The organism is Acidovorax sp. CF316 (genome assembly GCF_000276605.1).
GTDB lineage: Bacteria > Pseudomonadota > Gammaproteobacteria > Burkholderiales > Burkholderiaceae_C > Acidovorax.
In genome coordinates, this window is the sequence record NZ_AKJX01000229.1 from 1 (window position 1) to 11532 (window position 11532).

An 11532-nucleotide genomic window follows, 5' to 3' on the forward strand; every position below is an offset into this window, starting at 1 on the left:
TGGCAGGCCCCAGCCGCTAAACATTGCGGGGCAGCCGCGCGGCCAGCCCCTGCACCACCACCTCCGTCCAGGCCTCGAAGCCCGCATCCAGCGGGTGCGTGCTGCCGCTGCTCCAGCGCACCACGAAGGCCCGGTTGGCCATCTGCGGCAGGTGCCTGGCCAGGGTCGGGCAGGCCGCGCCATCGACCTGCGCCAGGCGCTGCTGGTGGCCTGCGGCCCAGCCGTCGGGGTCGTCGTCGGGCTGCGGCGCCAGCTCCAGGGTCACGAAGCTGACCATGGCGGCAATCACCACGTTGTAGGCGTCGAACAGGCCTTGGTCCGTGAAGCCGGCCGATTCGAGCAGCGCCAGGATGCGGTCCAGCAGCAGCGGGTCCAGGCTGGCGTTGGAGACCAGCTGCGCGCCCAGCACCGGGGCGATGCGCGGGTGCCGGTGCACGGCCTGCCGGTAGCGCGCGAACAGCGCGCGCAGCTCTGCCTGCCAGTCGCTGTTGGGGGCGGGTGGTTCCAGCCCACCCACGGCGGCCGTCACCGCACCGGCGATCAGCGCATTGCGGCCCCCGGGCACATGCCAGTACAGCGCCGTGGGGTACACGCCCAGCGACCGGGCCAGGTCGCGCACGCTGAACCCCTCCACCCCCCGCTGGTCGATGAGTGCCAGCGCGGCTGCCAGCACACTCTCGCGCGACAGGGGCGCGGCGGCTGCGGTCTCGGGGGCTACGGGGTTTTTGGTGGGGGCGCGGGGCATCGGCAAGGGGGCGAAGGCAGTTGTTGGCGGATTGTCGGGCATCCGGTGGCGCCGAATGCACCGCTTGCCAGATCGGCATTGCGGATTCATAATTTCTTGTACACCGTACAGGAGATCGCATGAACGCCACCCCCGCACCCTTGGACCACGCCCTGTTCCAGGCCGTGGAGAACTACCGTGCACGCAACCCGCGCAGCGCTGCCCTGCTGGCCGAGGCCGAAACGGCGCTGCCCGGTGGTAACACGCGCAGCGTGCTGTTCCACGGCCCCTTCCCGCTGAGCATGGCGCGCGGCGCGGGCTGTAGGGTGTGGGATGCCGATGGCCACGAATACATCGACGCGCTGGGCGAGTTCACGGCGGGGCTCTACGGCCACTCGCACCCGGTGGTGCTCGCAGCCATCGAAGAAGCACTGCGCGGCGGCATCAACCTCTCGTCCCACACGGCGCGCGAAGGCCTGCTGGCGCACGAGATACAGCGGCGCTTTCCGTCCATGGAGCTGCTGCGCTTTGCCAACTCGGGCACCGAGGCCAACCTGCTGGCCCTGGCCGCCGCCAAGGCGCACACGGGGCGCAGCAAGGTGGTCGTGTTCGATGGCGCCTACCACGGCGGCGTGCTCACCTTCTCGGGCGGCGGCTCGCCGATGAACGTGCCGCACGACTTCGTGCTGGCGCGCTACAACGATGCCGACAGCGTGCGCGCGCTGGTGGCCGCGCACGGGCCGGACATCGCCGCCATCCTGGTCGAGCCCATGCTCGGGGCCGGCGGCTGCATCCCCGGCGAGCCGGCCTTCCTGCAGGCGCTGCGCACCCTGGCCGACGAATGCGGCGCGCTGCTGGTGTTCGACGAGGTGATGACCTCGCGCCTGTCCTTCGGTGGCCGGCAGGCGCTGTTGTCCATCCGCCCAGACCTCACCACCGCCGGCAAGTACCTGGGTGGGGGCATGTCGTTCGGGGTGTTCGGCGGGCGCCGCGACGTGATGGAGCGCTTCGACCCGCGCCGCCCCGATGCGCTGGCCCACGCCGGCACCTTCAACAACAACGTGCTCACCATGGCCGCCGGCCATGCCGGGCTGATCCAGGTGCTGACCGCCGAGGTGGTGCAGGCGCTCAATGAGCGCGGCGAGCAGCTGCGCGCGCGTTTCAACGCCGTGCTGGAGCGCCATGGTGTGGACATGGCTTTCACCGGCACCGGATCGCTCATGACCCTGCACGCCACGGCCGCGCCGGTGCGCTCCCCCGCCGATCTGCAGGGCACCGACGGGCGCGCCAAGGACCTGGTGTTCTTCGGCCTGCTGGAAGAAGGTGTTTTCATGGCGCGGCGCGGGCTGATCGCGCTGTCCCTGCCGGTGGGCGATGCCGAATGCGATGCCCTGGTGGCCGCGCTGGAGGCTGTGGTGGTGCGCCACCGCGCCGTGCTGCCGGCCCGGGCATGAAAAAGGGCCCCGAAGGGGCCCTTGCAACAGAGACGCCGGGAATCAGTCGACCTTCGCACCCGAGGCCTTGACGACCTGCTGGTACTTGGCGCGCTCGCTGGCCATGAAGGTCTCGAACTGCGCGGGCGTGGTCGCCACCGGCTCGGCCAGCAGCAGGCCGAAGCGGGTCTTGGTTTCGGGCGCATTCAGCGCCGCGACGAAGGCCTTGTTGAGCTTGTCGATCACCGGCTTGGGCGTGGCCGCAGGCGCCACCAGGCCCCACCAGGTGTCGATGGAGAAGCCCTTGAAGGTGTCCGACAGCGGGGGCACGCCCGGCAGGTTGGGGCTGGCAGCCAGCGAGGTCACTGCCAGGGCCTTGAGCTTGCCGGCGCGGATGTTGGGGGCTGCGGCGGCCAGGTTGTCGATGTTGAAGTCCACCTCGCCGGCCAGCAGGGCCAGCTGGGCAGGGTTGGCGCCGCGGTAGGGGATGTGCAGCGCGAAGATGCCGGCGCGCTGCTTGAACATCTCGCCGGCCAGGTGGCCGGCGCTGCCGTTGCCGCCGCTGCCGTAATTGAGCTTGGCGGGGTTGGCCTTGGCGTAGGCGATCAGGTCCGCCAGGTTGTTGATCTTGAGCTGCTCGGCCTTGGCGGCGTTGATCACCAGCACGTTGGGCACGCGCACCATCTGGGTGATGGCCGCGAAGTCCTTGGCCGCGTCGTAGGGCATGCGGCTGTACAGCCAGGGGTTCACCGCGTGCGTGGCGGTGGCCGAGATGCCGATGGTCAGGCCGTCCGGCGCCGCCTTGGCGATCGCATCGGCACCGATGTTGCCGCCGGCGCCGCCTTTGTTGTCGATGATCACCGTGCCCAGCGAATCGCGCACACGCTCTGCCAATGCACGCGCCGTCACGTCGATGGGGCCGCCCGGTGCATAGGGCACGATCAGGCGGATCGGCTGGCCCGAGTCCTGGGCCATCGCAGCGAGGGGAAGGGCAGCGGCCATGACGGCAGCGCTGGCGAGAAGGGTGGTGAGATTTCTGCGGTTCATGGCGCCATTGTGCAAAAAATGGAGTGTCCACTCCAGAATGGGTGGTCTTGGCGGCCGTGTCAGCCGTGCTTGTCGGCCTCGGAGGTGAAGGCGTCGGCAAAGAACTCCTCGGGCGGCAGGCCGCGCTGTGCGCTGTAGGCGTCGCGTGCCGATTCGACCACGATGGGCGCACCGCAGGCATAGACCTGGTGGCCCGAGAGATCGGCAAAATCGTCCATCACGGCCTGGTGCACAAAGCCCGTGCGGCCGGTCCAGCCGTCTTCGGGCTGGGCGTCGGAGACCACGGGCACGTAGGTCAGGTTCGGCATCTCGGCCAGGCGCTGCTGCACCCAGTCGGCCATGTACAGGTCCTGCGGGCGGCGCCCGCCCCAGTAGAGTACCGTAGGCCGCGTGCTGCCCTTGAACTGCAGGTGCTCGATCAGCGCCTTGGTGGGCGCAAAGCCCGTGCCCGAGGCGAGCAGCACGATGGGTTTGTCCGAATCCTCGCGCAGGAAGAAGCTGCCGAACGGCCCCTCCACGCGCAGGATCTCCTTTTCCTTCATGGCGCCGAACACGTGGTCGGTGAAGCGCCCGCCCGCCATGTGGCGGATGTGCAGCTCCACACCCGGGGCCTCTCCCTGGGTGTGCGGCGCATTGGCCATGGAGTAGGCGCGGCGCGCGCCGTCGCGCAGGATGAACTCGATGTACTGCCCCGCGTGGTAGCGGAAGGTGTCGGCCGCCGGCAACTGCAGGCGTACCTGCATCACGTCGTGCGACTTCTTGGTCAGGGTGGACACGCGCACCGGCATCTTCTTGACCGGGTAGGCGCTCTCGTCCGTGACCTGGCGCGATTCGAGCACCACGTCGGACAGGGGCTTGGCGCAGCAGGTCAGCACGAAGCCGGCGGCCTCCTCGTCGGCGCTGAGGGCCTTGGACTGGTGGTTGGCGTGGAACACCGCGCCGCTCAACTTCTTGCACTTGCAGGAGCCGCAGGCGCCATCCTTGCAGCCGTAGGGCAGGCCGACGCCGCTGCGGATGGCAGCGGACAGGATGGATTCATCGCCCTGTGCGGCAAAGGCGCGGCCGCTGGGCTGCACGGAAATCTGGAACGTGGACGTGGGGGCCGCCTCGGCGCTGGTCATGTTGTGGGTATCCTTGGGACGTATCTTCTTCGCGGACCCGATTTTGCCCTCAAACCAAAACCCCCTCGGCGCCCTGCCGGCGCGCTTTCGCCGTGAACGCCTGCTGATCGTGGGCTGTGGTGACGTTGGCCAACGCGTGGTGCGCCAGCTGCAGGCGCACGGTACGGCGGCTCCGCGCCTGCGCGTGCTGGCACTCACCTCCAGCCCGGCACGTGTGGACGGGCTGCGTGCGCGCGGCATCACGCCGCTGGTGGGCAACCTCGACGACGGCGCCACCCTGCGGCGCCTGTCGGGCGTGGCCACGCGGGTCATGCACCTGGCGCCGCCCCCCGGCGAAGGCGCCGGCGGCGACGCCTGGTGGCGCGACCCGCGCACCGTGGCGCTGGCGCGCGCGCTGCGCCTGCGCAGCCAGCCGGCCTCGCTGGTGTATGCCTCCACCAGCGGCGTGTATGGCGACTGCCAGGGCGCCCTGGTGCCCGAGACCCGGGCCCTGGCGCCCGCCACCCCGCGTGCACAGCGCCGCGTGAATGCCGAGCGCGCCGTGCGCCACCTGGGGCGCACGGGCGTGCGCGCCAGCATCCTGCGCATTCCCGGCATCTATGCGCCCGACCGCGAGGGCGGCACGCCCGAGACGCGGCTGCGCAAGGGCACGCCGGTGCTGTTGGCCGAGGACGATGTCTACACCAACCACATCCATGCCGACGACCTGGCCCGTGCCTGCCTGCGTGCGCTGTGGCAGGGGCGCGCGCAGCGCATCTACAACGTGTGCGACGAAAGCCACATCAAGATGGGCGACTATTTCGACCTGGCGGCCGACCTGTATGGCCTGCCGCGTCCGCCGCGCCTGCCGCGCAGCACGGCGCAGGCCCAGTTGCCGGTCGTGCTGCTGAGCTTCATGAGCGAGTCGCGCCGGCTGGACAACCGGCGCATGCTGCAGGAGCTGGGCCTGCGGCTGCGCTACCCCACGGTGGCCGAGGGCCTGCGCACTTAGGTTCTCAGGGCCTTTCCAGGCTGTTCGACTGCTGGCGCGCACGCCAGTCGGTGGGGGCCGGGCCGGGACCATACTGCAACGGGCGCTCGTTGCGGGCCCGGTCGGCGGCAGCGCGGCGGTCGCGCTCCATCTGGTCACGCCGCGCCTGCTCGCGTTCCCGTTCCGCTTGCTGGTCGCGGCGGTCCTGGTCGCGCCGGGCGTTGTCGCGATCCCGTTCACGGCGCTCGCGGTCGGCCTGGTCGCGCTGCGCCTGGTCCCGCTGTGCCTGCTCGCGGTTGCGTGCATGGTCGTGCCGCTCCTGGTCGCGGCGGGCCTCTTCACGTTGCCGGTCGCGCTCGCGCTCCCGTTCCCTTTCCCGTGCCGACTCACGTTCCTGGTGGTAGCGGCGGTCGCGTTCCATCTGGTCGCGCAGGGCCGCTTCGCGGTACTCCTGGTCCCGCTGGTCCTGCTCGCGCTGGCGCTCGCGTTCCTGGCGGTCGCGCTCCATCTCGCGCGCCATGGCCTCCAGGCGCCATTCGCTGTCGCGCCGCGCGTCTTCCTCGATGCGGCGCATGCGGTCCATGGCCTCCGCATAGGTGGGGCGGATGATCGCAGGCGGCGTGCTGCCGGGGTGGGGCCGAACGGTCGCGGGCGGCGGGGCAGCCGCCTTGGATGGCGCCGCTTTCGGGGCAGCTCCCGCCGCGGCGGACCCGGGTGGAATGGGCGAGGGGTAGCTGGCCAGATCGACGTGCTGCAGACCGGGCAGGCCCGATGGGCGGTGCGCACCCACCGAGGCCGTGGTGGGAGGCAGGGGCGACGCCACCGTCGAATCCTGCACGGGTGCAGCGGCAGGGCCGGGTAGAGCCGCCGGGGTTGGCAGCGGCTGTACGGGAGAGGGCTGGCTGGCCAGACGGGCGTACTGCAGGGCGAGGGGATGTGCCGGGTAGGTGCCGCGCGGGGCGCAGGCGGCCAACGCCGCAGCGATCAGGGACAGGCATGCCAGGCGCACGGGCAAAGGGGTCATGGAGCTCCTTGGGCAACCGCCAAACGACGGCGGTGTTCGCTCTAGACGCGCGATGGGGCCGGGCGGTTGACGCCAGCGCCTGCGGTATTTGGGTGGGTGCCAGGGGCCGCGCAGTGCCGTGCCTGGGAGGAGGGGGAACAGAGGGGGAACAGCGCAGGGCCGGGCTTCCCCGCAGGCCTCAGCAGGGCGCCTGTCCGCCGTTGGATCTGCAGACCCCGCCGGGGCCCGGGAAGCGCCCTGGGCCGTTGCGTGGGTAGGTGTTGCCCTGGTTGTCCGTGCAGCGGTAGTCCGAGCACTGCGTGAGCCGCGGAGGCGGCGGCTGGGGTGTCGTGGGGAAGGGCTGGGGAAACACCGCGGGCGGGTAGCCAGGGCTGTAGCGCGGTGGCACCACCACCACGCGCGGCTGCGCGGCGCGGGCGCGTTCGACCTCGGCATAGCCCTGGGGGCCCAGGCAATCGAGGTCCATCTGGCGCTGGGCGGCCTCCAGGCGCTGCCCGTACTCCTGCGTGGAGCGTGGGCCCTCGCCAGCCAGCATGTCGTAGTTGCGGCGTGAGCGCGCGCACTCGGGCGAGCGCGCATAGTCCTGCTGCAGCGGGGCGTTGGCGGCGCGCGCACGGTTGCGATCTTCGGCACGCCGGGCCTCGGCCTGGGCCGCATCGTTCTCTGCCTGCAGCCGTTGCTGCTTGCGCTCCAGCGCTTCGGCGGACAGTTGCCGGTCCAGCAGGATCTCTTCGGGCGTGCGGCGGGGCTCCACTTCGCGGGTCGCCTCGCCGCTGCTGCAGGCCCCGTCGGTGTACGTCACCTTGCCGGTGCGTGCATCGGTACAGCGGATGACCTGGGCCTGCGCGCCCAGGCACAGGCCTGCGAGGAACAGGCCGAAGAGGGTGGGGCGGAGGATGCAGGCCATGGTGTCTCGCAAGCTGGGGCCACTGTTCAGGGGTTGGATCGCATGCTGCCGCGCCAGCCGGTCGAAGCCTGGCTGAGGCCGGATTGGACCGGCCGGCTTTCGTTGCGGCTGCGGTCTGCGGCGGCACGGTTGTCGCGCTGGCGCTCCCGCTCCGCCTGCTGCAAGCGGCTCTCCTGCTCGCGCCGGGCGATGTCACGCTCGCGCTCCAGGCGTTCCCGGTGCGCCTGCTCGCGCTGGGCCTGCTCCCGATCGCGCTCGCGCTGCCGTTCCTTATCCCGTTCGCGCTCCTGGTGGTAACGGTGGTCGCGCTCCATCTGGTCGCGCAAGTCGTTCTCCCGGCGCAGGGCAGCCTCCCGATACTCCTTGTCGCGCCGGTCCTGCTCGCGCTGGCGCTCGCGTTCGGCATAGGCCTCAGGGCCCATGCAATCCATGTCCATGCGCTGCTGGGCGGCCTCCTTGAGCGGGCCATACTCCCGCGTGGAACGATGGTCCTGCTGGATGCGCAGCAGGTCGTAGGCACCGCGGGAGCCTGCGCACCCGGGCGAACGGGCATAGTCATACTGCCGCGGGGCATAGTCGGCGAGTGCAGGCTGGAGGTCCGCCGCGCGCTGCGCATCGGATGGCGCGGTACCACTGTCCGCCTGCAGTCGTTGCCGACTGCGCTCCAGCGCTTCGGCGTCAAGCCGCTGCTGCCGCAGTACCTCTTCAGGCGCTGGGCGTATCGTGACGGCGTGTGTGGCCTCGCCACTGTTGCATGTGCCGTCGGTGTAGGCGACTTTGCCGGTGCGCGCATCGGTACAGCGCGTCACCTGGGCCTGAGCGCCCAGGCACAGCCAGGCCGTGCAAAGGCCAAGTACAAGGTGGCGGGCCAGGATCATCCCGCGTCCTGCGGAACAGCCAGCCATTGCTCAGGGCTGTTCCTTGCTGTTCGATTGCTGTCGGGCACGCCAGTCGGTGGGTGCCGGGCCGGGGCCATACTGGCGGTTGTCGCCACGCGACCGCTCTGCGGCTGCGCGCCGGTCGCGCTCGATCTGGTCGCGGCGTGCCTGCTCGGCCTGGTTGCGGCGGTCCTGGTCAGCCTGGTTGCGGCGCTCCTGGTCGCGGCGGGCGTTGTCGCGGTCGCGATCACGGTCCCGATCGCGGCGTTCACGCTCGGCCTGTTCGCGCCATTGCTGCGGAGCGCGCTCACGTTCCCGCTCGCGCGCCCAGTCGCGCTCGTCGCGGCGGTTGCCGTAGTACGCCGGCGGCGGCGCCACGTACACGGGCTGCGGCGAATGGTAGACCGGCGGCGAATCGTAGATGATCGTCGACGAGCTCGGCGGGTAGTAGGTGGGGGCGGGTGCGTAGTACGGGTCACCCGGTACCGTGGCACAGCCGGTCAGCACGGCGCCCAGGACCGTGGCGGAGAGAACGCGGGCGATGGTATTTGTCATATGGATTCAGACTCCCGGCGCACGGGGCGCGTTCCGCGTTGCAGGTAAAGGCCCGGAAAACAACACCACGATGGTGTTACATCCGCCAGGCCGCTTGCAACTTGACGTTTGAGCCCCGCATTTGGTTGACCGGATACCAGTTTGCCGCAGACAGGCGTGCCGCGATAGCCCTTGCGGGTAGGCCAAATGCCACTGGCCGGGTAGGTGCGTGACATCGTTCACGCCCCAAGGCCCGCGTTGCCGCTGGTTGCGCCGCCGCAGCAGCGCAGCGGCCCGGCAACGGGCTGTTTTCTTACTTGGGCAGCACGCGGCGGATGGTCTCCGCCAGGTCTTCGGCCACGAACTTGGCCACGTAGCCATCGGCGCCCACGCTGCGCACGTGGTCTTCGTTGGCCGAGCCCGACAGCGAGGAATGGATCACCACCGGCAGTCCGTGGAAGCGCGCGTCCTGCTTGATGTTGCGGGTCAGCGTGAAACCGTCCATCTCGGGCATTTCCAGGTCGGTCAGCACCATGGCCACGCGGTCCAGCACCGTCTTGCCTTCGGCCTCGGCACTCCGGGCGATCGCGTTCAGCCGGTCCCAGGCTTCCTTGCCCGACTTGACCATCTCGTAGGGGGCGTTCAGGGCCTTGAGCTCCTGCTCGATGAGCGAGCGCGCCACGAAGGAATCGTCGGCCGCCAGGATGATGCTGCCGGGCTTGAGCTTGAGCTTGGCGCCCACCTTCTCCTCGGTGACCTCGTGGCCGTCCGAGGGCGAGACCATCTGCAGGATGGCCTCCACGTCCAGCACCTGGGCCAGGCGCGACTCGTCGGTGTTGCCATCCAGGCGGGCAATGCTGGTCACCAGCTTGCCCTTGGCACCGCTGGTTTCGGCCGAGAGCACCTGCTTCCAGTCCAGGCGCACGATGTCTTCCACCGATTCCACGGCGAAGGCCTGCGTGGTGCGTGCGTATTCCGTCACCAGCATGATGTTCAGGCCGGTCTGGGGCTTGCAACCCACGATGGAGGGCAGGTCCAGCACCGGAATCACCTGGCCGCGCAGGTTGACCACGCCCAGCGAATGCGCCGTGGTACCGGCAATGGGCGTGATGCTGGGCATGGCCACGATCTCGCGGATCTTGAACACGTTGATGCCGAACAGCTCGGACTTGCCCAGCGCGTTGTCGGTGCCCAGGCGGAACAGCAGCAGCTCGAACTTGTTGGTGCTGGTGAGGTTGGTCCGCTCGTCGATGTCCTGCTGCACTGCTTTCATGGGAATGTCCTTTGCGCTGATACGCGCGTTTACAAATTCTAGGATCAGAACGGTGTGCGCAGCACGTTAAATTGTCAGGGCGTACCCGAATGGGGTCTGCCCACCCCCCAACGTCGCGGCGCCGAGACACTGCAGGTGCATGTTCCGTGCCGGCCTGCTGTTGTTGCTGTTACATATCGGCGAAACGCTGCGCGCGGGCCCTTGGTGCCCAGGGCATGCCCTGGACATTTTGCTACAGGCCCGCCACCGGCCCATAGTGCAGCACGGTGGGAAAAGGGTCATAGAAATGGTGCAGCAGCGCCTTCCATTCCTGGTACTGGGGCGATTGGCGAAAGCCCACCTCGTGGTCCTCCAGGGTGTTCCAGCGCACCAGCAGTACATAGTCGTCCGGGCGCTCGATGCAGCGCTGCATTTCGTGCGACTGGTAGCCCGGCATCGAGGCGATGATGCGCCGGGCCTGGGCAAAGGCCTGCTCGAAGGCACTGGCCTGGCCGGGGCGGATGGTGAGTTGGGCGATTTCCAGGATCATGGGGCGGTCTGTTGGGGGTGGTGGGTGCAGCCCCGGTTGTACCCCAGACTCCCCGCTGGACTGCCCTGGGTCCAGGTTTTCTAGGCCGCGCTCGAGAGCGTAGCCGGTGCCGCCGCCCCTGCCGCGATCACCCCCAGCAGCGCCAGCATGGGTGCGTCCGAGGCATCGCAGGCCAGGCCCATGTGCCGATCGAAGGCCAGCGCTCCGTCCAGCGGCCGTACCACCGCGTGGCGCGCATGGGCTGCGTGCGATTGCGGCACCACCGCCAGGCCGATGCCGGCATCGACCATGTGCAGCAGCAGTTCCTCGCGCTCGGCGCTGGCGCGCACCGTGAGCGCAATGCCCCGCTCGGCCAGCAGGCGGATGAAGGACTGGTGCAGCGGGCAGTGGGGCCATTCGATCAGCGGCAGGCCCTTGAGGTCGGCCACGCCAAAGCGCTTCCTGAAGCGCAGCGGGTGCTGGCCGGGTACCAGCATCACATAGGGTTCGCGCCACAGGGGAAAGAAGGTGTCGCCGGGTGCCTTGCAATGCTCGGCCACCAGACGCAGCCGGGAGTCCTCGGCACTGGCGGTCAGGCGGACCAGGGCGTGGGGCAGGTGCTGCTCCAGCTGCGCCAGCAGCGGCGCGGCCGGGCCCACGAGCAGGGTGTCCTGGAGGAAGATGCGCAGGGTCTCGCGCGGCGCCTCGCGGAAGTCGCGCACCATGGCGCTCGCGTCCGCCAGCAGGCTGCAGGCGCGCGGGTACAGGCGGTGGCCCTCGGGCGTGGGCGCCAGGCCGCTGCGGCTGCGCTCGAACAGCATCGCGTCGAGCGCATCCTCCAGCCCCTTGATGGCCATGCTGATGGACGGCTGCGCCACGAAGCAGCGCCGCGCGGCCGCCGTCACCGAGCGTTCCTCGTAGGCGGCCACGAAGTAACCGAGCGCGCGCAGGTCAAACAGCATGCTGGCGGAAGGCTCTGCTTCCCACGGCGTTGTACTTGGTCGCCATGCGTCGAACGAGCGCGGCCTGGGCCAGCGACCGCCGCGCAAGGGCCGCCCCGCCGCGCTGGCGGTGTCCCCCTTCCCGAATGGCGCAGCCATTCGAGAGAAGGGG

Annotated in this window: 12 protein-coding genes; 2 read left to right on the forward strand and 10 right to left on the reverse strand. The window is 69.8% G+C overall.

Annotation, left to right across the window (positions count from 1 at the left end):
- Positions 1-16 precede the first annotated feature (16 nt).
- Positions 17-745, reverse strand: a complete 729-nt coding sequence (locus PMI14_RS27645; RefSeq protein ID WP_007859723.1) for a TetR/AcrR family transcriptional regulator C-terminal domain-containing protein — start codon at positions 743-745, stop codon at positions 17-19.
- A 119-nt stretch (positions 746-864) separates the two neighbouring features.
- Between PMI14_RS27645 and PMI14_RS27650 the strand changes: the two genes are divergently transcribed.
- The gene (locus PMI14_RS27650; protein ID WP_007859732.1) at positions 865-2178 is read left to right on the forward strand and encodes an aspartate aminotransferase family protein; all 1314 of its coding nucleotides are present in this window, start codon (positions 865-867) and stop codon (positions 2176-2178) included.
- Between the two features lie 42 nt (positions 2179-2220).
- On the opposite strand, the gene PMI14_RS27655 is transcribed toward PMI14_RS27650, so the two are convergent.
- Together PMI14_RS27655 and PMI14_RS27660 are read right to left on the reverse strand one after the other, a co-directional pair.
- Complete coding sequence (locus tag PMI14_RS27655) at positions 2221-3204, reverse strand: tripartite tricarboxylate transporter substrate binding protein (protein ID WP_007859734.1); 984 nt, start codon at positions 3202-3204, stop codon at positions 2221-2223.
- A 59-nt stretch (positions 3205-3263) separates the two neighbouring features.
- Positions 3264-4325 (reverse strand): CDP-6-deoxy-delta-3,4-glucoseen reductase, encoded by a 1062-nt coding sequence (locus PMI14_RS27660; RefSeq protein ID WP_007859735.1) that lies wholly within the window; start codon positions 4323-4325, stop codon positions 3264-3266.
- A gap of 43 nt (positions 4326-4368) precedes the next feature.
- On the opposite strand from PMI14_RS27660, the gene PMI14_RS27665 reads away from it, so the two are divergent.
- Entirely contained in the window at positions 4369-5316 is a 948-nt protein-coding gene (locus tag PMI14_RS27665; RefSeq protein WP_035206087.1) for an SDR family oxidoreductase, read from the forward strand.
- A 4-nt stretch (positions 5317-5320) separates the two neighbouring features.
- On the opposite strand, the gene PMI14_RS33795 is transcribed toward PMI14_RS27665, so the two are convergent.
- The 7 genes from PMI14_RS33795 to PMI14_RS27705 form a co-directional block, all read right to left on the reverse strand.
- The gene (locus PMI14_RS33795; protein WP_007859740.1) at positions 5321-6319 is read right to left on the reverse strand and encodes a hypothetical protein; all 999 of its coding nucleotides are present in this window, start codon (positions 6317-6319) and stop codon (positions 5321-5323) included.
- A gap of 178 nt (positions 6320-6497) precedes the next feature.
- Positions 6498-7226, reverse strand: coding sequence for a DUF4124 domain-containing protein (locus tag PMI14_RS27675; protein WP_007859742.1), 729 nt, complete (start codon positions 7224-7226; stop codon positions 6498-6500).
- Positions 7227-7252: 26 nt separating this feature from the next.
- Positions 7253-8104 (reverse strand): DUF4124 domain-containing protein, encoded by an 852-nt coding sequence (locus tag PMI14_RS33800; RefSeq protein WP_007859744.1) that lies wholly within the window; start codon positions 8102-8104, stop codon positions 7253-7255.
- 30 nt (positions 8105-8134) lie between these two features.
- Positions 8135-8659 (reverse strand): hypothetical protein, encoded by a 525-nt coding sequence (locus tag PMI14_RS27690; RefSeq protein ID WP_007859745.1) that lies wholly within the window; start codon positions 8657-8659, stop codon positions 8135-8137.
- Positions 8660-8951: 292 nt separating this feature from the next.
- Positions 8952-9911: a chemotaxis protein gene (locus PMI14_RS27695; RefSeq protein WP_007859746.1), complete on the reverse strand. Its 960-nt coding sequence runs from the start codon at positions 9909-9911 to the stop codon at positions 8952-8954.
- A gap of 232 nt (positions 9912-10143) precedes the next feature.
- Positions 10144-10440, reverse strand: coding sequence for an antibiotic biosynthesis monooxygenase (locus PMI14_RS27700; RefSeq protein ID WP_007859747.1), 297 nt, complete (start codon positions 10438-10440; stop codon positions 10144-10146).
- An 80-nt stretch (positions 10441-10520) separates the two neighbouring features.
- The gene (locus PMI14_RS27705) at positions 10521-11381 is read right to left on the reverse strand and encodes a LysR family transcriptional regulator (protein WP_007859748.1); all 861 of its coding nucleotides are present in this window, start codon (positions 11379-11381) and stop codon (positions 10521-10523) included.
- Positions 11382-11532: the final 151 nt, after the last annotated feature.